Below are 20,683 nucleotides of genomic sequence, written 5' to 3'. Positions count from 1 at the left end.
TGCTGCTCCGCGGCGGGGCAGGGCTCAGGCGCGGGCGGCCTCGGAAACCTTGCGCGCGGCGGCGAGGGCCTGCTCGAGGTCGGCCTTGAGATCCTCGACGTTCTCCAGACCCACCGACAGGCGGACCAGGCCCGGGGTCACACCGGTGGTGAGCTGCTGCTCCGGCGTCAGCTGCGAGTGCGTCGTGGATGCCGGGTGGATGACGAGCGAGCGGACATCGCCGATGTTGGCGAGGTGGCTGAAGAGCTCGAGCGCGTTCACGAACTCGCGACCGGCCTGGACGCCGCCCTTGAGCTCGAACGACAGCACCGCGCCCACGCCCTTCGGGGCGTAGCGGTTCGCGGCCGCGTACCAGGGCGAGGTCGGCAGGCCGGAGTAGTTGACCGAGGCGATGTCGTCGTGGTTCTCCAGCCACTCGGCGATCTCCTGCGCGTTCTGCACGTGACGCTCGATGCGCAACGACAGGGTCTCGATGCCCTGGATGAGCAGCCAGGCGCTCTGCGGCGAGATGGCGGCGCCGAGGTCACGCAGCAGCTGCACGCGTGCCTTGATGACGTACGCCAGGCCGTCGCCGACAGCCTGCGTGTAGACCGCGCCGTGGTAAGAGGGGTCGGGGGTGGTCAGGCCCGGGAAGCGGTCGGCGTGCTCGGACCACGGGAACGTGCCGCCGTCGACGATGGCGCCGCCGATGACGGTGCCGTGGCCGCCGAGGAACTTGGTGGCCGAGTGCACGACGATGTCGGCGCCGTGCTCGAACGGGCGGATGAGGTAGGGCGTTGCGATCGTGTTGTCGACGATGAGCGGCACACCGGCCTCGTGGGCGACGTCGGCGACGGTGCGGATGTCGAGCACGTTGATCTGCGGGTTGCCGATCGTCTCGGCGAAGAACAGCTTCGTGTTCGGGCGGACGGCGCGGCGCCACTCCTCCGGGTCGTCCTGGTTCTCGACGAACGTGACCTCGATGCCGAGCTTGCCCAGCGTGTACTTGAAGAGGTTGTACGTGCCGCCGTAGATCGAGCTCGACGAGACGATGTGGTCGCCGGCTTCGGCGATGTTGAGCACGGCGAAGGTCTCCGCGGCCTGGCCCGACGCGACGAGGAGGGCGCCGGTGCCCCCCTCGAGCGCGGCGATGCGCTGCTCGACGACGTCCTGCGTGGGGTTCTGGATGCGGGTGTAGATGTTGCCGAACTCCGCCAGCGCGAACAGGTTCGCGGCGTGGTCGGCGTTGTCGAACACGTAGGAGGTGGTCTGGTAGATCGGCGTGGCACGCGCCTTGGTCACGGGATCGGGCTGCGCGCCCGCGTGGATCTGCGTGGTCTCGAAGCGCCAGTTCTCGGATGCGGACATGTCGGGCTCCATCGGGTGAATCGGAAGAGGTGGGGAGCCGGGGTCGGATGCCGCGGCCACCACTGACAGTAGAGTTCGAGCCCGTTGTCAACAACGGTCGGGAAATGTGACGTAACGAACGGCGCGCGTCTCGGCATCCGAGGCCGTGTCGTAGCGTGGGGGCATGACTTCGCCGCAGGAGAGCCCTCAGGACCATCGTCGTCGCGCCGTGGTGACGGGGGCGAGCTCCGGGATCGGCGCCGCGACCGTGCGGGCGCTGCGGGCAGCGGGCTGGGATGTGGTGGGCGTGGCCCGCCGCGCGGAGCGGCTGGTGGCCCTGGACCGCGAGAGTGGGTCGGCGTCGTTCGCTGCCGACCTGTCGAACGAAGCCGACGTGGCGGCGCTCGCCGAGCACGTCGCGCGCACCGGGGCGGTGCACGCCCTCGTGCACGTCGCCGGCGGCGCGCGGGGGACCGATCGGGTCGAAGACGGCGACCCGGCCGACTGGCGCTGGATGTTCGAGGCGAACGTGCTGTCGGCGCAGCTGGTGACGGCGGCGCTGCTGCCGTTGCTGCGCGCCGGCATCGAGGACGGCGGACACGCCGACACGCTCTATGTCACCTCGACGGCGGCGCAGACGGCGTACCCCGGGGGAGCCGGCTACAACGCCGCGAAGGCGGGAGAGGCGATGCTCGTGCACGCCCTGCGGCTGGAGCTGAACGGGGAGCCGATCCGTGTCACCGAGGTCGCACCGGGCATGGTCTACACCGAGGAGTTCACCCTCAACCGACTCGGCGGCGACAGCGCCACGGCCGAAAAGGTCTACGAGGGCGTCGAGCACCCGCTGATCGCCGACGATGTCGCGGACGTCATCGCGTACGCCCTCAACGCGCCCGGCCACGTCAACCTGGACCTCGTGACGATGCGCCCGGTCGCCCAGTCCGCGCAGCACCTGCTCGCGCGCGGTCGCCTCCGCCCGCGGGGCTGACCGCGCGGGTCAGGATTCGGCGGCGTCGGCGAACGCGACCTTCGGAACGAAGACGAGCAGCAGGGCGGCGAGGAAGCCGCCGCCGGCGCAGATCGCCCACACCGTGAGGTAGCCGCCGAGGGAGGCCGCGGTCTGGCTGGCCACGGCGCCGGCTCCCGCCGCCAGCACCACACCGAAGACGGCTGAGGAGAACGACCCGCCGATCGTCTTGGTCGTGTTGGTGAGCGCCGTCGCGATGCCGGTCTGCCCGCGCGGGGCGGCGGCCGCGGCGGCCGCCGGCAGTGCTCCGACGAGCGCGCCGCAGCCGAGCCCGGCGATCGAGAGGTTCAGCAGTACCTGCCACAGCTCCCGGTGGAACGGCAGGAACAGCAGATAGCCGACGCCCACGAGCAGGGATGCCGCGATCAGCACGACACGGGGGCTCGCTCGGCGCGACGTCACGGCGAACAGCACGGCGCCCACGATGAGGGAGACGAGGTAGACGCCGATGATGTTCGAGCGCTGCGTGGCATCCAATCCGAGTCCGTAGCCGAGGGAGGGATCGGTGCCGGCATAGGTCGACAGCGGCCCCTGGGCGCCGAGCAGGCTGATCCCGATCAGGAACGCGGTCGCCTGCACGGGCCACATCTCGGGCCGGCGCAGCACGCGGATATCGACCGCCGGGTCGTCCTGACGCAGTTCGAAGCGCACGAACCACACGAACACCGCGATCCCGGCGAGAAGCAGAGCGATGACCCAGACCCAGGCGCCGGCGCCCAGCGCGAGCTCGCCGATCATCCGCATCCAGGCCAGACCGCCGGTCACGAGCAGCAGTGCCCACGCGAGCAGCACGAAGCCCCACGTGTCGAGGCGTCGTCCGCCCTCGGGTGCGGATTCGGGAACGCCGATCCAGATGACCAGTGCGACGAGCGTCACCGCGATCGCCGGCACGACGAGCGTCGCGGTGAGGTTCTGGCCGCTCGCGGCGAAGATCCGCCCGGCGGCGAGAGCACCGATGATCGCGCCTGCCTCCAGCCCGACGACCAGCAGACCCGCCGCGCGGCGGGTCGTCGACACTCCGCGCTGCTGCACCCGCCCGCGCTCGAAGATGAGGGCGATCTCCAACGGGAGCCAGACGACGTAGAAGCCCTGCAGCGCCCACGCGATGAGAAAGCTCCAGAAGGAGGTCGCGAACACCAGCCACCAGGTCGCCCCGGCCGTGAGGATCGCGGCGATCAGCAGGATGCGCTTGTGTCCGTACATGTCGCCGAGCTTTGCCAGCACCGGCACGACGAGCGCCGACAGCAGCAGCTGTGCCGCCTCGAACCAGTTGACGTCGGAGTCGTGGATGCCGAGGGAGACGACGATGTCGCTGAACAGCGGCACGTAATAGCCCTGCAGGATGCCGCTGACGATCTCGACCAGGATGAACCACCCGATGAGGCCGGCGGTGATGCCGAGGCCGCCGGGAAGTCGGACCGAGCGCGTGCGGGGGCTCTTCGCCGTCGAGGAGCCTGCGGAGGAGGAGGTCACGGCGTTCACTCTAGCCACGCCTGTGCGCAGCGCACCGCGGCGGCGCCTAGGCTGAATGCCGTGACGAGCGAGCGCGAAGTACTGACGTGGGACGGTTTCGGTGAGGCGACCCGGGCGTTGTCCCGATCGATCGTGGCGGACGGGTTCGTTCCCGACGTCGTGGTGGCGATCGCCCGCGGGGGTCTGCTGCCCGCCGGTGCCATCGCCTACGGCCTGGGGGTGAAGAGCTGCGGCGCTTTGAACGTGGAGTTCTACACCGGCATCGGCACCGTGCTGGAGGCGCCGGCGCTGCTGCCGCCCGACCTCGACCTCGGTTACCTGCCCGGCAAGCGCGTCCTGCTCGTCGACGACGTCGCCGACAGTGGGCGCACGCTCGCCCTCGCCGTCAAGATGCTGCGCGACGCCGATGCCGACGTGCGATCGGTGTGCATCTACACGAAGCCCGGCAGTGTCGCCCAGCCCGACTTCTCGTGGCGCGAGACCGACCGCTGGATCGACTTCCCGTGGTCGGCCGCCGGTTCGGTGATCGAGGAGGACGCCGGCGCGGAGGCGAGCGCCTGATGGCGATGGCACTCGATGAGCTGGCCGCCGCCGGGCTCATCGATGCCGACTGGGCGCGCGCGCTCGCTCCGGTGGCGCCGGATATCGCCGCCCTCGGTGAGCGCCTGCGCGCCGAGACCGCGGCGGGTCGGCATTATCTTCCGGCCGGAGACAAGGTGCTCCGCGCCTTCGCGAGGCCGCTCGCCGAGGTCAAGGTGCTCATCGTCGGGCAGGACCCCTACCCGACGCCGGGTCACCCGATCGGCCTCTCGTTCGCCGTCGATGCGCACGTGCGGCCCCTGCCGCGGAGCCTGGCGAACATCTACCAGGAGCTCGAGGCCGACCTCGGCATCCCGCGGGCGCCGCACGGCGACCTCTCCGCCTGGAGCGACCAGGGCGTCATGCTGCTCAACCGCGTGCTGACGGTGGCCCCCGGCGCTCCCGCGTCGCACCGCGGGTGGGGATGGGAGACGGTCACCGAGCACGCGATCCGCACCCTCGTCGCCCGGGATCGGCCGCTGGTCGCGGTGCTGTGGGGGCGGGATGCCGCGAACCTCCGCCCTCTTCTCGGGGAGACGCCGATCGTGGAGTCGGCCCATCCGTCTCCGCTGTCGGCCAGCCGCGGCTTCTTCGGGTCACGGCCCTTCTCGCGCGTCAACGACCTGCTGGCGCAGCAGGGTGCGACGCCGGTCGACTGGCGTTTAGGCTGAGCGACATGCTGGAGGAGGAGTACGACAAGAGTCGCCGGCGGCTGCCCGTGCATCTGCGGCGCAGCGAGCAGGAGCGTCCCTTCTCGTACGAGATCAGGCCGGTGCGTGACGGCGACATCCCCGACATTCGGGAGATCTACAACTACTACGTCACCAACTCGGTCGTGACCTTCGACGAGAAGAAGTGGTCGCTCGCGCAGTGGCGCGAGAAGCTCGAGCACCTGGCCAAGCTCGGCATGCCGTTCCTCGTGGCGCAGTCGCCGAGCGGGCAGATCCTCGGCTACGCCCTCGTGCAGCCGATGTCGGCCAAGTCGGCGTACCGCTACAGCGTGGAGAACTCGATCTACCTGGGGCAGGCGGCGACGGGCAAGGGACTCGGCCGTGCGCTCCTGGAAGCGCTCATCGCGGCCAGCGAGGCGGTCGGCATCCACCAGATGGTCGCCGTCATCAGCGACAAGGGCGCCGAGTCCTCCATCGCCCTGCACGAGAAGCTCGGCTTCGTCGAGGTCGGACGCATGGGACGCGTCGGCTTCAAGTTCGGCCGCTGGCTCGGCACGATCTACCTGCAGAAGCAGCTGTCGCCGGTGAAGAAGAAGCGCTCACTGTTCTCGCGCTCGGAGCGCTCGGAGCGCTCAGGGAGCTGACGACGTGGCCCCGCGGACCGCGTCGATCAAGGCGCGCCACGCGCCCCGGGTGTCCGCCTCGCTGACGATCGCACGATGGCAACGACCGTCGATGCGAGCTTCGATGGTCCACGTGAAGCGATCGGCGCCGCGCGAGGTGGGGGGAGCGGCGGCGGGGGTCGGGGAGTGTTCGACGGTGCCCTCGGCATCCCAGGGGCAGTGTTCCACCAGCTGGATCCAGTGCGCACTCTCGTGGGGAGGCGCCGACACCTGCCACCGACGGGTGACTCCCGCGACACCACCGGAGCGCGCCACACTCACGCTCAGGGTGCGGGCGTCCGGGTCAGCCGCGGACCCCGGCGGGTCGCGCGGGTCGGGGTGATGAGTCACGGGCGGTCACACCGACGGCGTTCCACGCGGTGCGGACGGCGTCGGCTTCCTCCGATCTCTCACCGTACTCCCGCTGCGCGACCGCCGTGGTCGCCGCCGCGAACGCGGAGAAATCCGCCGTCGGCGACAGTGTGCCCTCCGTGACCGTGAGGTACCAGATGCGACCGGCTCGTTCCCACGCAGAGCCGCCGAGGGCGGTGGCGACGAGGTGAAAGGCCTTGTTCGGGATGCCGGAGTTGATGTGCACGCCGCCGTTGTCCTCGCTGGTGCGGACGTAGTCGCGCATGTGGGCCGGCTGAGGGTCTGCGCCGAGCACGTCGTCGTCGTACGCCGTTCCGGGCGCCTTCATCGACCGCAGCGCCACCCCCTGGACGGCATCGGTGAAGATGCCGGCGCCGATGAGCCACGACGCCTGCGCGGCGCTCTGGCCGTGCAGGTGCTGCTCGGTGAGCGCCCCGAAGACATCGGCGACGGATTCGTTGAGGGCGCCGGACTGGCCCTGATACGCGAGGCCGCCGCCGTGCTCGATCACGCCGTGACCGAGTTCGTGTCCGATGACGCTGATCGACGAGGTGAAGCCCTGGAAGACCTCGCCGTCGCCGTCGCCGAACACCATGCGCTCGCCGTTCCAGAACGCGTTGTCGTAGCGGTCGCCGTAGTGCACGCTCGCCGCGAGGGTTCCGCCTGCGCCGTCGATCGAGCGGCGTGCGAACGCGTCCCAGAACAGCTCGAAGCTCGCGCCCAGCCCGTCGAAGGCCTGGTTCACGGCCGCATCCGCGACGGGCAGGTCGTCTTCGCCGCGCACACGCACGCCCGGAAGCGTCTCCCGGTGCCGGGCGTCCGAGACGACCCGGTCGGGCGCGGGCTCTCCCTGGAGCACGAGGGCGTCGCCGTCGACCGACAGCTCCAATCGCGCGCGTGCGCGTTCGGACCCCGGGAGGTACGCCCGGGGGATCGCGAGGGTCGCGCGGGCGGCTTCGGCCGCGTTCGCGAGGTGCGGGGCGTCGGTGGCAGCCAGGCGAGACAGCAGATACGGCGGGACGATCGCGAACATGGCGTCACCCTACGCCCGGCATCCGACGTGCACTGCCGGCTGACGTCCGCGCTCCCGAGTGATCACTCCCGCGGCGGGTCGATCACCGGGATGGAGGCGAGCAGTCGACGGGTGTAGGCGACCTGCGGGGCGAGCAGCACCTTCTCGGTGGGGCCCTCCTCGACGATGCGGCCGTCCTTCATGACGATCACCTCGTCGCAGAGGTTCTGCACGACGCCGATGTCGTGCGACACCATCACAAGGGTGAGACTCTCCCGCTGCCGCAGCTCGCGCAGCAGTTCCAGGATCTGCGCGCGCACCGTGACATCGAGCGCCGAGAGAGGTTCATCGCCGACGAGGATGCGGGGGCGGTGCACGATCGCGCGCGCCAGAGCGATGCGCTGGCGCTGTCCGCCGGAGAACTCGTGCGGGTAGCGCTCGGCCATCGAGGCCTCGAGCCCGACCGCGTCGAGCACCTCGCGCACGCGCGCACGTCGATCTCCCGGGATATCCAGCGCCCAGAGCGGCTCGCCGACGATCCGTCCGATGCTCATGCGGGGGTCCAGCGACGCGTACGGATCCTGGAAGACGATGCCGGTCTCGCGGCGCAGCCAGTGCAGCGCCCGCGCCGACGCGCGGGCATCGACCGGGCGACCCGCCATCGTGACGGTGCCTGTCGTGGGGGCATCCAACCCCAGCAGCAGCCTGACGAGCGTCGACTTGCCGGAGCCCGACTCGCCGATGATGCCGACGGCGGAGCCCTCGAAGACGTCGACGTCGGCGTCCTCGAGCGCGGTCGTCCATCGCGCCCGCTCGAACAGTCCGCCTCCGCGTTGGCGGAAGCGACGGGTGAGCGCGCGTGCGCTCAGCAGCGCCGGGTCCACCGCCCTCATCGGGCACCTCCCGGTCGCCACAGCGTCGCGGTGGCGTCGCGCAGCAGGCCTTGCGTCACCGGGGATGCCGGCGCCGTGAGCAGTCGTGAGAGCGGCCCGTGCTCGACCACGCGCCCGTCTTCGAGCACGACGGCGTGCGTGGCGATCTGGGAGAGCACCGCGAGGTCGTGCGTGATGAACACCAAGGACATGCCGTCCCGGGTGACCAGACCGGCGAGCAGCTCGAGAACCTCCGCCTGGATCGTGACGTCCAGGGCCGTCGTCGGCTCGTCGGCGATCAGGAGGCGCGGACGGCAGGCGAGGGCCATGGCGATGGCCACGCGCTGGCGCTGGCCGCCGGAGAGCTGGTGCGGGTAGCGGCGGACGATCTGGGCCGGCTCGGGCAGACGCACGCGCTCGGCCTCGGCGACGGCGCGCGCCGCGGCATCCCGGCGTCCGAGCCCCTCGTGAATGCGGACGGACTCGGCGATCTGGCGGCCGACGGTGCGGATCGGGTTGAGGGCGGTGCGCGGCTCCTGGAAGACGATGCCGATCTCATCGCCGCGCAGGCGGGCCAGCTCGCGGTCCGGCAGACCGATCAGCTCGCGCTCATTCCAGCGGATGCTGCCGGCGGCCGTCGCGGCATCCGGCAGCAGGCCGAGGATCGCGAGCGCGGTGAGGGACTTGCCCGAGCCCGACTCGCCGATCAGGCCCACGCGTGCGCCGTCGGGAACGTCGAAGGAGACGTCGTCGACGACGCGGCGGCCCTCGATCTCGATCGAGAGGTTGCGCACCACGAGGCTCATGAGATCACCGCCGTCGTGTGGGTCTGCGCCGCCGTGCGCCGGCGCGTGAGGGTGGGGTCGGTCGCTTCGCGCAGAGCGTCGCCGAGCAGGTTGAGCCCGAGCACCGTGATCGTGATCGCCAGTCCCGGCCAGACGACGCTGAGCGGGTGCACGGAGATGTACTGCTGCAGATCCTTCAGCAGCAGCCCCCAGCTGGGCTCGGTGAGCGGGGCGCCGAAGCCGAGGTAGCTGAGCCCGGCCTCGGCGAGCACGGCGACGGCCATGCCCCACGACAGCTGCACGATGAACACCGGCGCGACGTTCGGCAGCAGGTGGCGGTACAGGTTCTGGAACGGGGTGAGGCCGGCGGCGCGACCGGCGAGCACGAAGTCGCTGTGCAGCACGCGGCGCAGTTCGGGGCGCGTCACCCGCGCGATGTTGACGCCGAAGCCGATGCCGACCGAGACGATCACGACCCACAGCGAGCCGCCCCAGACCGACGAGATCATCATGGCGATCAGGAGCACGGGGAACGCGATCAGGATGTCGACGAGCACCGCGACGCTCTCCCGCACCCACCGCGCGGTGAGGGCGCCGAGGGTCGCGAGGGCGACGCCGATGACGGTCGCCACGAGTCCGGCTCCCAGAGCCACCCACACCGTCGTGCGCGCTCCGGCCATCAGCAGGCTCAGGATGTCGCGGCCCGCGCCGTCCGTGCCGAGCAGGTGCGGCCACCCCGGCGCAGCCCAGCGTCCGTCGACGTCGACCGTCTGAGGATCGAACGGCAGCCAGAATCGGGCGACCAGCGCGACGGCGCCGATCGCCAGCACGACGACGAGGCCGAAGCGTCCGGTCGACAGCGCCCACAGTCGACGCAGCCAGGCGAACCTGCTCATTCCGCCTCCCGCTGTCGAGGGTCGATGAGGCGGTGGATGAGGTCGACGACGAAGCCGACGACGAGCACGAAGCCGGTGAGCACCAGCAGCTCGCCCTGCACCTTGAGCAGATCGCGCTTGCCGACGTCCTCGACGAGCATGCGTCCGATGCCGGGCAGGCTGAACAGCTGCTCGATGACGACAGCGCCGACGATGATGCCCGCCACCTGCAGTCCCAGAACCGTGATGATCGACAGCCCCACCGTGGGAAGTCCGTGCCGGATGAGGGCTTGCGTGCGGGTGAGGCCTTTCGCCGCCGCCGTGCGGACGAAATCCTCTCCCGTCGCCTGGAGGGTCGCAGAACGCACGAACCGCATCAGCATCGCCCCTTCGACGACGCCGATCGTGATCGCCGGCAGCAGCAGCGCCCGGACGGCGGATGCCGGGTCGTCCCAGCCCGCGCGCGGGAATCCCTGGGCCGGCACCCAGCCGAGCCAGACAGCGAACACGAGCACCAGCATCATGCCGGCCCACACCACCGGGACGGCGGCGACGGTCTGGGCTCCGACCGACAGGGCGGTGCCGTCGGGGCGGCCTCGGCGGACGGCGGAGAGAACACCGAACGGCAGTGCGATCAGCAGGGCGACGGTCATCGCCATCAGTCCGAGCGGAACCGTCACCTGAGCCTTCTCGGCGAGCTGGGCCGCCACGGGGGCGCCGGTCAGCAACGACTGGCCGAGGTCTCCGCGGAAGACACCGCCGATCCACGACAGGTACTGCACGGCAAGGGGCTCTCCGAGCCCGAGGCGCTCACGGATCGCGGCGACCTGCGCCGGGCCCGCATCGATCCCGGCGATGAGCTGCGCCACATCGCCGGGAAGGATCCGCAGCGTCAGGAAGATCAGCGCACTGGCGACGAACAGGCCCAGCAGCAGCAGGGCCAGTCGACGCGCTAGATATCTAGACAACGACCAACCATAGAAGGCGCACAGCCGCCCTCAACTGAGACTCGAGCTAGGGCTGGCAGGTCTTGCTGCTGTAATAGGCGCCCGTCGATGGAGAGACTGTCTTCACGGAGTACTTGTACTTGGATCCTGCCCACCCCGTAAAAGTGTAGTAAACGGTAACTGAAGGAAAAGCAGGATCGACGACGACTTGGTCTGCTGGAACGCATTGGAACGAGTTTGACGCGGCATTCGCGGGAGCCGCGACGCCGACCAAAGCGGCAGCCAAGAGCGCGGTCGCAAGCGATACTCCTGCAGTCTTCCGGGACAGTTTCATAGCTTCTCCAATAGCGCCTGATGGCAAGCGTGCTTATCGCGCTGCCTCCTCAAGCGCACTGAGGTTCATGCGCTCGTTGACATTCACAATAGGGAAGCCAGCTACGCCATGTCGAGTGGCCACAACCGACGCTCCGTTATAGAGCCAATCGGCGGCCTGGTCGTCGGCGACGATCTTCGCAGCCTGCTTCAGCAGGCTCGCCGACGTCTGGTCGTCCGTCGCGCTGCGCGACTGCTGATAGAGCTTCTGCACCTCGGGGTTGTTGTAGGTGAAGTAGTAGTCCGGATTCGCCCAGTTCTCGAAGTCGCGCGCCTCGGTGTGCAGCACGAAGCTGAGCTCATAGTTCTTGTTGGTGTAAACGTCGTTGACCCACGTCGGAAACTCAACCTGCTTGACTTTGAGAGTGATTCCGACGTCGTTGAGGTTCGATACGAGGATCTGAGAAACTGTCGTTCCGTACCAGGACGGGATGGTGAGCGTCAGCGTCAGGTCCTGTACACCGGCCTCCGAAAGAAGCTTCTTCGCAGCGGTCGGGTCGAACGGAGCGGTGGAGGACAGATCCTCGTAGCCGGGGTCCAACTCAGGGATCGGGCCGTACAAGGTCTGCCCGGCTCCGAGAGCCTTGACGATCGCGTCGTGGTCGATGGCCTCGCGGATCGCCTGGCGCACCCGCTTGTCGGACAGAGGGGCCTTCGTCGAGTTCATCGCCAGCGTGCCCTTGTCGGTCGACTTTCCGACCTCGACAGTGAACTCGCCGCTTGCCTTGATCTGATCGCTGAGGTTTGCGTCGAAGCCAGTGACGACGTCGAGTTCTCCTGCTAGGGCGCCGTTGAGCGCTGCCTGGTTGTCGGGGATGTAGCTGAACACCACCTCTTTGACCTTCGCCTTGTCGCCCCAGTACCCGTCGTTGCGGTCGAAGGTGATCGAGTCGCCCTGCTTCCAGTTCGTCAGCTTGTACGGCCCGGTGCCGTTCGCCTTCGTCTTGCGATCGGTGGGGTCGTCCTTCTTAAGCACGAGACCGGCGCGTCCGGTGAGGTTCCACAGCAGCGCCGAATCGGGCTGGCTGAGGGTCAGCACGACGTCCTTGCCGTTCGCGGCGATGCTCTGCACGCGAGAGAGCGTGTCGGAGTCGCGGTACGAAGTGTTGGCCTTCACCTGCTGCAGAGACCACACGACGTCGTCGACCGTCAGGGGCGACCCATCGTGGAAAGTCACGCCGTCACGCAGGGTGAACGTATAGGTGAGCTTGTCGGACGAGACGGTGTGGCTGGATGCGAGCGTGTCGACGATCTGCTGGTCGGGCGTGCGCGAAACGAGACCCTGGTAGACGTTGTCGATGAGGATCTGGTCGAGAGCCGAGCCCGCCGTGGTCCTGATGTCGAGGTTGCCGGGTTCCGCGACAAGACGTACGTTCACGACCGCGTCGGGGTCGGGCGTGACCGCGGTCGGGGACGCATCGGGCGTGGAGCCGCCGGAGCAGGCGGTCAGCAGCAGGGCGCCGGCGGCGAGGAGCGCGGCGGCAGCGACAGTGGTGCGGCGAAGCATGTGAGAGGTGTCCTTTCGGCAGCGCGGGCATGCGCGGGTGCTGTGCGCAGCGGCCCGCTGACTCGGGTGCGCGTTACAGCCTAGGCTTTGCGACGGCGGGTGCGGTCATCCGCCTTCGCTGCGGCGACACCGAGCGTCATGCGATCGGCCGCGTCAGCCGCGCGCGACCTGTGCGATGAGTCGGGCCAGTTCGACCGGCTGCTCCTCCTGCACGTTGTGGCCCGAGTTGACCTCGACGAGGGATGCCGCCGGGAGGCGACGCTGGAAGTCCTCGGCATCAGGGGGTGTCACGAACCCGCGGCGTCCGCGCACGAGAGTGATCGGGGCGCTGACGGCGGCGAGGTCGTCCCACCCCGCGGCGGTCAGCGCGCCGCGGATCGCGTGACGTTGCGCCTCTGCGCTCGCCGCGGCATCCGCGTCACCGGCCAGCGCGTTCGCGAGGTGCGCGAAGTGGTGCTTCCATTCGACGCGGCCGTCCGCACGCTCGCGCGAATTGAGGATGACACCGCGGGTCGCGGCGCCGCGGGAGCCGCCGAGTCCGAACGAGAGTGCCCGCTCGACGAGCTCCTCGCGGCTGGCCCAGTCGGTGGGTCCGGCGAAGAAGGCGGCGATCTGCGCGGCGTCGCCGTCCGGGTCGATGCCGGGCGTGATGTCGACGACGATCAGCTCGCGCACCAGCTCCGGGTGTGAGGCGGCGAGCGCGGCGCCGGTCAGGCCACCGAGCGACTGACCGACGAGCACCTGTGGCGTGCCCGCGCTCCACGCGGCGACAGCCGGGGCGATGTCGGCGGCGAGGACGCCTCCGGTGTACGCGGCATCCGTCCGCCACGACGAATCGCCGTGCCCTGGCAGGTCGACGGCGAGGGCGGGGATGCCGAGGGCGAGCACCGTCGTGTCCCACGTGTGCGCGTTGAGGCCGGCGCCGTGCAGGAGCGTCACCTGCGGGGGAGTGAAGGCGGCCGTGACGGGATCCCCGTACTGCAGCGCGCTGACGACACGACCGTCGTCGAGGCGGTGGGTGAGGCGGCGGACGGGCGGGACGGCGTCGATGCCGAGCTCGGCGGCCTGATCGGCCAGGAAGGAGAACTCATCCATTCGGACATTGTGCCTCTCTCCGCGCTCGCACCGGTGATTTCGACGCACGGCTGCGCCGCGCGCTCACCCGGTCGAGCCGGCCCACGCGTCCTAGGCTGATCGCATGAGCACCGAGCGTCGCGTCCACCTGTCCCGGTCGGCCCGTCCCGCGTACGACGCCCTGGAGGCGTTCTCGAAGACGGTCGGCGCGGTCGCCGCCGAGGCGGGCATCGATGCACGCCTGCGGGAGCTGGTGCTCATCCACGCGTCGCAGCTCAACGGATGCGCGTACTGCGTGCGCGTGCACGTCGACCGCGCGGTCGCGGCGGGTCTCGGCATCGATGAGATCGCCCAGCTCGCCGCCTGGCGCGACTCGGGCGTGTTCTCGGCCCGCGAGCGCGCGGCTCTCGAACTGGCGGAGTGCTACGTGTTCATCCACGAGGAGGGCGTGCCCGACGAGGTCTACGACCGCGTCGGCGGCATCCTCTCGGAGCAGGAGTACGTCGCGATCAGCTGGCTGCTCGTGTCGATCAACGCCTTCAACCGCATCACGATCGCCGGAAAGTACCCCGTCCCGCCGCGCGGGGCCCAGACGGGCGCGGGAGACGATCCGGCGTGAGCATCGTCTCTGGAGCCCTGAACTTCCGCGACGTCGGCGGGCTCCCGGCGGGCGGTGGCGTCACGCGTGCGGGTGTGCTGTTCCGTTCCGGCAATCTCGCCGGGTTGGACGAGGCCGGCCGCGAGGCGCTCGTCGGTCTCGGAATCCGTCGCGTCGTCGACCTCCGCGCCGACGACGAAGTGGCCGCCGAGCCCAGCCGCGTCGCCGGCCTCGATCTCGAGACGATCCGGATCCCGCTCTTCCTCGGTTCGGTCGCCTCCTTCTTCGTCGAGGATCGCTCGCTCGCCGACGTCTACCGCGGCCTCGTGGACGAGTCGGCCGATCGGATGGTCGACGTGGCGCGCGCCGTCCTCGAGGGTGCACCGACGCTCGTGCACTGCACCGTCGGGAAGGACCGCACGGGCGTCGCCGTCGCGCTGCTGCTGGATGCCGTCGGCGTCGAGCATGATGCGATCGTGGCCGATTACGCGGGCACGGAGCAGCTGCTTCCGGCGCGGCGCAATGCTCGTGTGCTCTCCTATCTGCGCAGCGCGCACCCCGACGCTCGCCATCTCGAAGACCTCGCGACACGCTCGCCGGCACCCGTGATGCAGGCGCTGTTGGAGGATGTGCGCGAGCGCTTCGGCTCGGCGGCGGACTACCTCGTCGCACACGGCCTCCGCCGCGACGACGTGGGCGCGCTCGCGACGATCCTCATCGAACGCTGAGGTAAGGCTCGCCTTAACGGGCGTATGATGGAGGAATCATGACCTCCTCCGCGCTGCGTGCTGTGCACGACGAGTCCGCCTGCAAGGCGTCTCGTCACGCGCGGGTGCAGCAGCTCATCACGGCGGACGAGCACGCGCTGGCCGAGCTGGAGGCGCTCATCGCGACGCTGCCGATTTGCTCGACCGGTCGTGTCTTCATCGAGGTTCCCGACGCCTCGTGGATCGCGCCGATCGCGGTTCCGGCGCGCATGGTCGTCACCTGGCTCGACCGCTCACGCCGCAGCGGCCAGCCCGGAACCGGCCGTTCCTGTGCTCCCGGCCAGGCCGTGAGTCGGGCCGTGACGGCGTGGGCCGATGAGATGCTCTGCGCCGACGAAGACGAGCCGACGTGCCAGGACGGCACCCGCATCCACCTTCTCGGCGGATTCCTCGGCACCGCCGACATCTTCGACCACCTCACCGAGCGCCTCGGCATCTCGCCGGCGGCGGTGCACACACCGGCGCGTTTCGGGCTGGTCAGCTCTCGCTGACCGTGCCTGCCGATGCTCCGCGCGGCACATAGTTGCCCTCTTCGAGGCCGGCGAGAATCTCGAACCTGTTCGTCAGCGGGTTGCGTCCCGCCAGGGCGTACAGCAGCGGCATGAGAAAGCCGTAACGGCGCCACTGGCGCGCGTGCACGGCTTCGTGACGCAGCACGTCGTCGCTGATGCGCGGCGAGTCGGTCAAGAAGCACCCGCCGACGCAGACGCCGCCGCGGCCGAACGTCCATGACGGCATCCCGGTGAACACCCAGAGGCCTCCGCGGCGATGGATGCGGCCCGTCGACCACAGCGACCCCCAGACCCAGCCCACGGCGGTTCCCCACCAGAAGCCGACGAGGCTGAGGGGGGAGTCGAGCAGGATGCCGGGAATCAGCGCATCGAGGCGGCGTCCGCGCGCCACGGCGCGGGCCGCCCGTTCCTGCCAGCCCGGCGGGGGCGACGCGATCACGCGAGCGCCCCGACGACCCGCAGGATCGTGCCGAGGTCGTCGACGGCCGCGGCTGGAGACGCCGGCGCGAATCCGGCGATCGACGCACCCACCAGGGGGAGGGTGCGGCGCACGGCGGCGATCGCCGCGGTCAGCTCCCGCAGCGTCAGGCCGAACGGCGTCGGCTGGGTCACACCGGTGAGCTCGGCCGGGTCGAGCACGTCGAGGTCGACGTGGATGTAGACGGCATCCGCTCCCGTGGCAGCCACGGCGGCGGCGACCGCGGCACCGTCGCCGATCGCGTCGGCCGCGACGCTGCGGATATCGCTCTCGGCCAGGTGCACGGCCTCGCCCGGGTCGAGATCGCGGGCGCCCACCAGCACGAGACGATCGGCGATCACCGCGCCGCTTCCGGGCACCGGTCCGCTCTCGTGCACGGCGCGCAGGGCCATGCCTGCGAACGCGCCCGACGGCGAGGTCGCGGGCGTGTTGAGATCGCCGTGCGCGTCGAACCAGACCACCGCGAGATCCGGGTGTCGGGCGGAGGCCTGGGCGATCGCGGGGACGGCGACGCCGCAGTCGCCTCCGATGATGAGCGCCGGCTCGTCGCTGACGGCGAGCTCCGCCGTGAGGGCGTCGGCGACCCGACTCAGCGCGCTGAAACGGCGGATGCCGGTCTCCAGCGCTTCACCGGCCTCTGCCGGCACCTCGACGCGCGCGGTCGCCGCGCGGGGCAGGTCGCCGGCGATCGCCTCGGCTCCGTCCACGAGCAACATCGCGCGCGCGGCGGGGGAGCCCTGCCACTGCGGAACCACCACGAAGCGGGTCATCTTGCCGTCCCTCCCTGCGCGCCACGCGCACCGCGACGTCCGCGTCCCGGCGTCCACCGTGTGGCGGACCCCGGGGCGCGGACCGTCATCCCGCCTACTTCTCCAGGGCCGGAGCCCCGGCGCCGCCGCTCTTCAGGGCAGCCAGGCGCGCCTCGACCTCGGTGAGCTCGCCCACGTCCTCGAGCTCGTTGAACTGGGCGTCCAGGCTGGATGCCGCCAGCTCCGCCTTGCCGGCGGCGAGAGCCTCCTGGCGGCGCACCTTGTCCTCGAAGCGTCCCAGCTCGCTGGTCGGGTCGAGCACATCGATGGACTTGACCGCATCGTGCACCTTGTTCTGTGCCTCGGCCGTCTTCGCGCGCGCGAGCAGCTCGCTGCGCTTGGACTTCAGCTGCTCGAGCTTCTGCTTCATGCCGTTGAGGCCGTCCTTGAGCTTGGCGACGACCTCCGTCTGAGAGCTGATCGTCGGCTCGACGGCCTTGGCCTCGTTCTCCTCGCTGATCTGGCGCTGCAGCGCGATCTTGGCGAGGTTGTCGAACTTGTCGGCATCCGCCGTGTTGCCGCTCCCGCGCAGTTCGTCGGCCTTGCGGCTGGCGGCGAGGGCCTTGTTGCCCCACTCGGCCGCCGCGCGCACGTCCTCCTCGTGGTCGCGCTCCAACAGCCGCAGATTGCCGATGGTCTCGGCGATCGCGGACTCGGCGTCGGCGATGGAGTTGGTGTAATCGCGCACCAGCTGGTCGAGCATCTTCTGCGGGTCTTCGGCGGCGTCGAGCATGGCGTTGACGTTCGCCTTCACGAGCGTCGAGATGCGACCGAAGATGGACTGCTTTGCCATCGTTTTTCCTTTCCTAACGGGAGACTTCCCAGCGTGCGAGGGGATCGTGCGGTCGAAGTTGGCGAGCGGATGCCGGGCTCAGAAGCGACCTCCGCCGCGGCGCGCGCGGCTGCCGGCGCCGCCGAACCCGCCGGGGGAGATGCTGCCGCCCCCGCCCAGGCCGCCGAAGCCGCCGCCGGAGCGCGAGCGGCGGGCGCCGCCCCCGTTGAGCAGGGAGTTGAGGACGATGCCGCCGAGGACGGCGCCCATCATGTCGCCGCCCGAGCCCCTGCGCTGCGATCCGCCGGAGCCGCCGAACATGCCGCTCTGGAAGACGCCGACATCGTTCTGCGCCGCCTGCATCGCCTGCGTCGCCAGCTCGTGCGCGCGCTGTGCGGCGGCAAGAGCCTGTGCGGGATCGTTCTGCTGCAGCTGGCGGGCCTGCACGAGCGACGCGCCGGCCTCGGCGAGGCGGGTACGTGCCTCGGCGCCGACGGCGCCGCGGCGTGAAGAGATGAAGTCCTCCGCCGCGGAGATCTCGCCCTGCGCCTGTGCGATGAGGCCGCCCAGCTGTGCGGATGCGCGCGCCGCGCGCTCCTGCTCGTCGCGGACGCCGGCCAGGACTGCGTCGATCTGTGCGTTGGCGCGGTCCAGACCCTCGCGGGCGAAGAGGGGACGCTTGGCGGGCCCGGTGACCAGCGGCCGCGCCGCCTCGACCTGCGCGCGCGTGGCCGCGATCACGGGGGCCAGACGCCCGTCCGGGTCGGGCAGTGCCGTTGCCGCGGCGATGTCGGTCTCCAGATCGGCGATGAGGGCCGCGGCATCCGCCTCCGCCTGGGCGAGGTCGACGCTCATGCGCGCGACGGCGTTGTGCAGCATCTCGGCCTGTGCCACGGCGTCCTCCGCAGCGCGGATGCTGACCGCCGCGGCCGACGTGTTGCCGGCGGCGATCTGCGCGGCGGCGGTGTCCAGCAGCGTGTCGGCGAACGCGAGGCGCTGCGACGCCTGCTCGGGGTTGTCGGCGATCGCGGTCAGGGCCAGGGGGTCGTACGCGCTCGTCAGGCCGGTGAGCGTCGCGACGGCGGCGTCGTGCGCGCCGGCCACGTTCGCCTTCTTCTCGCGGAGGCGTGCGAGTGCGTCGGGGGCGTTCTGCTCGAGCTTTCGCAGTTCGTCGAACGCCGCAGCCTTCTCGTCGAGGTGCGCGTTGGCCGCGTCGCACAGCTCGATGATGCGCATGTTCCAGGCGCGCGTGTCGTCGTCGCTGTCGGGGTTCTCATCGTCGAGCTTCTGCTTGAGGGCGAAGGCCTCATCCAGCTGAGCCTTCGCGCTGGCCAGCGCCGACTCGAACTCGCGGGCTGCCTCGTCGCCGAACTGCGCCCGGGCGAAGCCGAGCTCCTGCTCGCTCGTCTTGACGGCGTCGTCCGTCTGTACCAGGGCTGAGGACGCGCGGCGCGTGAGATCCTCGATGCTCACCGGCGCGGGCGGTGTTCCCGTGCCGGGGCCCGCGGGCGATCGACGCCTGCGCGAGCGCATCACGATCCAGATGATGAGCCCGGCCAGGGCGATCACCACGATGACGAGCAGGATCGGCGTGATGATTCCGGCGGCGTCGACCCCCGCGCCGCCGGTTCCTCCCGCGATGGCGTCGGCCAGGCCGTCGGCAGCGGAGGTGGCGGCGCCGACCCAGTTGCCGGCCGACAGCGCCGGCTGCACCCGTTCGCGTTCGATCGTGGTGAGCTCATCGCCGGTCACGGGGCCGGCCGAGGAGCCCGACAGATAGTACTGACGGCCGTCCGTCGAGATCGCCAGGAGGTACTGGTGCGGGCCCAGACCGTTGTTCTGCGCCGTCTGGTTCGCCCAGTCCTCGGGCGTCGACGGATCGGTAAACTGCGGGACGTACGCAACCCAGAGATCGACACCCGACTTCGCGGTCAAGGCACGCAGGCGTGTGTCGACCTCGGAGACCTGTGCACCGGAGAGCACACCGGACTGATCGACCACGCGTGACGAGCTGAGAGCGACGGGACCCGTGGCGATCGCCGCGGTCGCGCCGCCCAGGACGATCGCCGTGGCGCTGCCCAGGACGATCGCCGCCGCCGCCGTCAGCGCCAGCCACAGACGCGCACGCATGCGTGTTCCTCCCCTGCGCGAGGTGCGGGATCCTCGCTCCTCACGCCGATCCTATGTCGCGAACGGCATGACCCGATAGGCGGCCTGCGGGGATGCCGTGGGTCTTGCCCTCCCCGGCCTGTCCCTGCGTCGGCACCGATGCGGGCCGGTATGGTGTCGCGTTCGGAGGAACCATGAACAACGACGGATTCGGTGCCGACCGCTACGGCGCAGATGTGCTGGCGGCGGGGTGGCGAGACGCGGGCCGCCGCGCGGTGCCGCGCGTCGCAGCCACGCCGGAGCTCGTGGTGGAGATCGCCGGTGACGGCTTCTGCGGTGCCGTCACCGGCATCCAGTCCGGTCACGTCGAGCTGGAGGACCGCCTCGGCCGCCGCCGACTGTTCCCCCTGGGGGGAGGCTTCCTCATCGACGGGCAGGCCGTCGTCCTGGAGGCACCGAAGGCCGCGGCATCCGGCCCGCGCCGCACCGCCTCCGGGTCGTTCGCCGCCGAGACCGCTCGCGCCCGCGTGGCCCGCGCCTCGCGGATCCTCGTGGAGGGACGCCACGACGCCGAGCTCGTCGAGAAGGTGTGGGGCGATGATCTTCGCGTCGAAGGAGTCGTGGTCGAGTACCTCCAGGGCGTCGACCTGCTCGAAGACGTGCTGCGCGAGGAGCCGCCCGGGCCGGGACGGCGCTACGGCGTGCTCGTCGATCACCTCGTGCCCGGCTCGAAGGAGTCGCGCATCGCCGACGCGGTCGCCCGGGGCCCCCACGGCGCTCACGTGCGGATCGTCGGTCACCCGCACATCGACGTGTGGCAGTGCGTGACGCCGCGCGCGCTCGGCATCGCGGCCTGGCCCGACGTGCCCCGCGGTATCGAGTGGAAGGTGGGCGTCAGCCGCGCTCTCGGCTGGCCGGCGCGCGATCAGGCCGACATCGCCCGTACGTGGCAGCGCATCCTCGGAGCCGTGCACAGCTACCGCGACCTCGATCCGGCGCTGCTGGGCCGTGTCGAAGAGCTCATCGACTTCGTCACCGCCTGAGCCCGTCGCTCGGTCCTCGCCGCCGCAACCAGTGTGCCCGC

22 protein-coding genes are annotated in these 20,683 nt (G+C 70.5%); 8 read left to right on the top strand and 14 right to left on the bottom strand.

Annotated features, from left to right (window positions below; all coding sequences use genetic code 11):
- Nucleotides 1-24 precede the first annotated feature (24 nt).
- Nucleotides 25-1,347: a bifunctional o-acetylhomoserine/o-acetylserine sulfhydrylase gene (locus DEU37_RS10580; protein WP_121190740.1), complete on the bottom strand. Its 1,323-nt coding sequence runs from the start codon at nt 1,345-1,347 to the stop codon at nt 25-27.
- A 163-nt stretch (nt 1,348-1,510) separates the two neighbouring features.
- Between DEU37_RS10580 and DEU37_RS10575 the strand changes: the two genes are divergently transcribed.
- Nucleotides 1,511-2,314, top strand: coding sequence for an SDR family oxidoreductase (locus DEU37_RS10575; RefSeq protein ID WP_121190643.1), 804 nt, complete (start codon nt 1,511-1,513; stop codon nt 2,312-2,314).
- Between the two features lie 9 nt (nt 2,315-2,323).
- Here the strand turns inward: DEU37_RS10575 and DEU37_RS10570 are convergent, their stop codons facing one another.
- Nucleotides 2,324-3,826, bottom strand: a complete 1,503-nt coding sequence (locus DEU37_RS10570) for an MFS transporter (protein WP_183043653.1) — start codon at nt 3,824-3,826, stop codon at nt 2,324-2,326.
- Nucleotides 3,827-3,886: 60 nt separating this feature from the next.
- Between DEU37_RS10570 and DEU37_RS10565 the strand changes: the two genes are divergently transcribed.
- From DEU37_RS10565 to DEU37_RS10555, 3 genes are read left to right on the top strand one after another with little or no spacing between them, the layout of a single operon-like run.
- On the top strand, nt 3,887-4,387 hold the full coding sequence (locus DEU37_RS10565; RefSeq protein ID WP_016463342.1) for a phosphoribosyltransferase: 501 nt from the start codon (nt 3,887-3,889) through the stop codon (nt 4,385-4,387).
- Nucleotides 4,387-5,076: a uracil-DNA glycosylase gene (locus tag DEU37_RS10560; protein ID WP_061683351.1), complete on the top strand. Its 690-nt coding sequence runs from the start codon at nt 4,387-4,389 to the stop codon at nt 5,074-5,076. Before DEU37_RS10565 ends, DEU37_RS10560 begins: the two co-directional genes overlap by 1 nt.
- Nucleotides 5,077-5,081: 5 nt before the next feature.
- A complete protein-coding gene (locus DEU37_RS10555; protein WP_121190642.1) occupies nt 5,082-5,720 on the top strand; it encodes a GNAT family N-acetyltransferase in 639 nt (212 codons plus the stop codon).
- Here the strand turns inward: DEU37_RS10555 and DEU37_RS15150 are convergent.
- From DEU37_RS15150 to DEU37_RS10515, 8 genes are all read right to left on the bottom strand, one after another.
- Nucleotides 5,709-6,014: a protealysin inhibitor emfourin gene (locus DEU37_RS15150; protein ID WP_310790701.1), complete on the bottom strand. Its 306-nt coding sequence runs from the start codon at nt 6,012-6,014 to the stop codon at nt 5,709-5,711. The two genes, DEU37_RS10555 and DEU37_RS15150, sit on opposite strands and share 12 nt — an antisense overlap.
- A gap of 28 nt (nt 6,015-6,042) precedes the next feature.
- On the bottom strand, nt 6,043-7,143 hold the full coding sequence (locus DEU37_RS10545) for a M4 family metallopeptidase (RefSeq protein ID WP_121190640.1): 1,101 nt from the start codon (nt 7,141-7,143) through the stop codon (nt 6,043-6,045).
- Nucleotides 7,144-7,205: 62 nt separating this feature from the next.
- The gene (locus DEU37_RS10540; protein ID WP_121190639.1) at nt 7,206-8,015 is read right to left on the bottom strand and encodes an ABC transporter ATP-binding protein; all 810 of its coding nucleotides are present in this window, start codon (nt 8,013-8,015) and stop codon (nt 7,206-7,208) included.
- Nucleotides 8,012-8,800 (bottom strand): ABC transporter ATP-binding protein, encoded by a 789-nt coding sequence (locus DEU37_RS10535; protein ID WP_121190638.1) that lies wholly within the window; start codon nt 8,798-8,800, stop codon nt 8,012-8,014. The genes DEU37_RS10540 and DEU37_RS10535 overlap by 4 nt, the downstream gene beginning before the upstream one ends.
- Nucleotides 8,797-9,675: an ABC transporter permease gene (locus DEU37_RS10530; RefSeq protein WP_121190637.1), complete on the bottom strand. Its 879-nt coding sequence runs from the start codon at nt 9,673-9,675 to the stop codon at nt 8,797-8,799. The genes DEU37_RS10535 and DEU37_RS10530 overlap by 4 nt, the downstream gene beginning before the upstream one ends.
- Nucleotides 9,672-10,622: an ABC transporter permease gene (locus tag DEU37_RS10525; RefSeq protein WP_121190636.1), complete on the bottom strand. Its 951-nt coding sequence runs from the start codon at nt 10,620-10,622 to the stop codon at nt 9,672-9,674. The genes DEU37_RS10530 and DEU37_RS10525 overlap by 4 nt, the downstream gene beginning before the upstream one ends.
- Nucleotides 10,623-10,968: 346 nt before the next feature.
- Nucleotides 10,969-12,480 (bottom strand): ABC transporter substrate-binding protein, encoded by a 1,512-nt coding sequence (locus DEU37_RS10520; RefSeq protein WP_121190635.1) that lies wholly within the window; start codon nt 12,478-12,480, stop codon nt 10,969-10,971.
- A 153-nt stretch (nt 12,481-12,633) separates the two neighbouring features.
- Nucleotides 12,634-13,575 carry an alpha/beta fold hydrolase gene (locus DEU37_RS10515; RefSeq protein ID WP_121190634.1) on the bottom strand — a complete coding sequence of 314 codons (942 nt, stop codon included), beginning with the start codon at nt 13,573-13,575 and terminating at the stop codon, nt 12,634-12,636.
- Between the two features lie 103 nt (nt 13,576-13,678).
- Between DEU37_RS10515 and DEU37_RS10510 the strand changes: the two genes are divergently transcribed.
- Genes DEU37_RS10510 through DEU37_RS10500 form a run of 3 tightly spaced genes read left to right on the top strand, consistent with a single transcriptional unit; the run spans nt 13,679 to nt 15,410 of the window.
- On the top strand, nt 13,679-14,173 hold the full coding sequence (locus DEU37_RS10510) for a carboxymuconolactone decarboxylase family protein (protein WP_121190633.1): 495 nt from the start codon (nt 13,679-13,681) through the stop codon (nt 14,171-14,173).
- Nucleotides 14,170-14,880 (top strand): tyrosine-protein phosphatase, encoded by a 711-nt coding sequence (locus tag DEU37_RS10505; RefSeq protein ID WP_121190632.1) that lies wholly within the window; start codon nt 14,170-14,172, stop codon nt 14,878-14,880. The genes DEU37_RS10510 and DEU37_RS10505 overlap by 4 nt, the downstream gene beginning before the upstream one ends.
- A 38-nt stretch (nt 14,881-14,918) precedes the next feature.
- Nucleotides 14,919-15,410: an SIP domain-containing protein gene (locus DEU37_RS10500; protein ID WP_121190631.1), complete on the top strand. Its 492-nt coding sequence runs from the start codon at nt 14,919-14,921 to the stop codon at nt 15,408-15,410.
- Here DEU37_RS10500 and DEU37_RS10495 read toward each other — a convergent pair.
- The 4 genes from DEU37_RS10495 to DEU37_RS10480 form a co-directional block, all read right to left on the bottom strand.
- On the bottom strand, nt 15,397-15,870 hold the full coding sequence (locus DEU37_RS10495) for a Fe-S oxidoreductase (RefSeq protein WP_121190630.1): 474 nt from the start codon (nt 15,868-15,870) through the stop codon (nt 15,397-15,399). The genes DEU37_RS10500 and DEU37_RS10495 overlap by 14 nt on opposite strands.
- Complete coding sequence (locus DEU37_RS10490; protein ID WP_121190629.1) at nt 15,867-16,679, bottom strand: arginase family protein; 813 nt, start codon at nt 16,677-16,679, stop codon at nt 15,867-15,869. The genes DEU37_RS10495 and DEU37_RS10490 overlap by 4 nt, the downstream gene beginning before the upstream one ends.
- 94 nt (nt 16,680-16,773) lie before the next feature.
- Entirely contained in the window at nt 16,774-17,511 is a 738-nt protein-coding gene (locus DEU37_RS10485; protein WP_121190628.1) for a PspA/IM30 family protein, read from the bottom strand.
- A 78-nt stretch (nt 17,512-17,589) separates the two neighbouring features.
- Nucleotides 17,590-19,620: a TPM domain-containing protein gene (locus tag DEU37_RS10480; protein ID WP_121190627.1), complete on the bottom strand. Its 2,031-nt coding sequence runs from the start codon at nt 19,618-19,620 to the stop codon at nt 17,590-17,592.
- A gap of 173 nt (nt 19,621-19,793) precedes the next feature.
- Between DEU37_RS10480 and DEU37_RS10475 the strand changes: the two genes are divergently transcribed.
- Nucleotides 19,794-20,642, top strand: a complete 849-nt coding sequence (locus DEU37_RS10475) for a DUF3097 family protein (RefSeq protein ID WP_121190626.1) — start codon at nt 19,794-19,796, stop codon at nt 20,640-20,642.
- Nucleotides 20,643-20,683: the final 41 nt, after the last annotated feature.

This window comes from Microbacterium sp. AG790, from assembly GCF_003634765.1.
Lineage (GTDB): Bacteria > Actinomycetota > Actinomycetes > Actinomycetales > Microbacteriaceae > Microbacterium.
Note: the sequence above shows the minus strand (reverse complement) of the source record. Positions and strands in the feature narration are given on the sequence as shown.

What these genes read in the sequence shown, in the direction of transcription:
- DEU37_RS10580 (WP_121190740.1), bottom strand. Translation starts at nt 1,347, where the DNA reads ATGTCCGCATCCGAGAACTGGCGCTTCGAGACCACGCAGATCCACGCG.
- DEU37_RS10575 (WP_121190643.1), top strand. Translation starts at nt 1,511, where the DNA reads ATGACTTCGCCGCAGGAGAGCCCTCAGGACCATCGTCGTCGCGCCGTG.
- DEU37_RS10560 (WP_061683351.1), top strand. Translation starts at nt 4,387, where the DNA reads ATGGCGATGGCACTCGATGAGCTGGCCGCCGCCGGGCTCATCGATGCC.
- DEU37_RS10555 (WP_121190642.1), top strand. Translation starts at nt 5,082, where the DNA reads ATGCTGGAGGAGGAGTACGACAAGAGTCGCCGGCGGCTGCCCGTGCAT.
- DEU37_RS10545 (WP_121190640.1), bottom strand. Translation starts at nt 7,143, where the DNA reads ATGTTCGCGATCGTCCCGCCGTATCTGCTGTCTCGCCTGGCTGCCACC.
- DEU37_RS10540 (WP_121190639.1), bottom strand. Translation starts at nt 8,015, where the DNA reads ATGAGGGCGGTGGACCCGGCGCTGCTGAGCGCACGCGCGCTCACCCGT.
- DEU37_RS10535 (WP_121190638.1), bottom strand. Translation starts at nt 8,800, where the DNA reads ATGAGCCTCGTGGTGCGCAACCTCTCGATCGAGATCGAGGGCCGCCGC.
- DEU37_RS10530 (WP_121190637.1), bottom strand. Translation starts at nt 9,675, where the DNA reads ATGAGCAGGTTCGCCTGGCTGCGTCGACTGTGGGCGCTGTCGACCGGA.
- DEU37_RS10520 (WP_121190635.1), bottom strand. Translation starts at nt 12,480, where the DNA reads ATGCTTCGCCGCACCACTGTCGCTGCCGCCGCGCTCCTCGCCGCCGGC.
- DEU37_RS10515 (WP_121190634.1), bottom strand. Translation starts at nt 13,575, where the DNA reads ATGGATGAGTTCTCCTTCCTGGCCGATCAGGCCGCCGAGCTCGGCATC.
- DEU37_RS10510 (WP_121190633.1), top strand. Translation starts at nt 13,679, where the DNA reads ATGAGCACCGAGCGTCGCGTCCACCTGTCCCGGTCGGCCCGTCCCGCG.
- DEU37_RS10500 (WP_121190631.1), top strand. Translation starts at nt 14,919, where the DNA reads ATGACCTCCTCCGCGCTGCGTGCTGTGCACGACGAGTCCGCCTGCAAG.
- DEU37_RS10490 (WP_121190629.1), bottom strand. Translation starts at nt 16,679, where the DNA reads ATGACCCGCTTCGTGGTGGTTCCGCAGTGGCAGGGCTCCCCCGCCGCG.
- DEU37_RS10485 (WP_121190628.1), bottom strand. Translation starts at nt 17,511, where the DNA reads ATGGCAAAGCAGTCCATCTTCGGTCGCATCTCGACGCTCGTGAAGGCG.
- DEU37_RS10480 (WP_121190627.1), bottom strand. Translation starts at nt 19,620, where the DNA reads ATGCGTGCGCGTCTGTGGCTGGCGCTGACGGCGGCGGCGGCGATCGTC.
- DEU37_RS10475 (WP_121190626.1), top strand. Translation starts at nt 19,794, where the DNA reads ATGAACAACGACGGATTCGGTGCCGACCGCTACGGCGCAGATGTGCTG.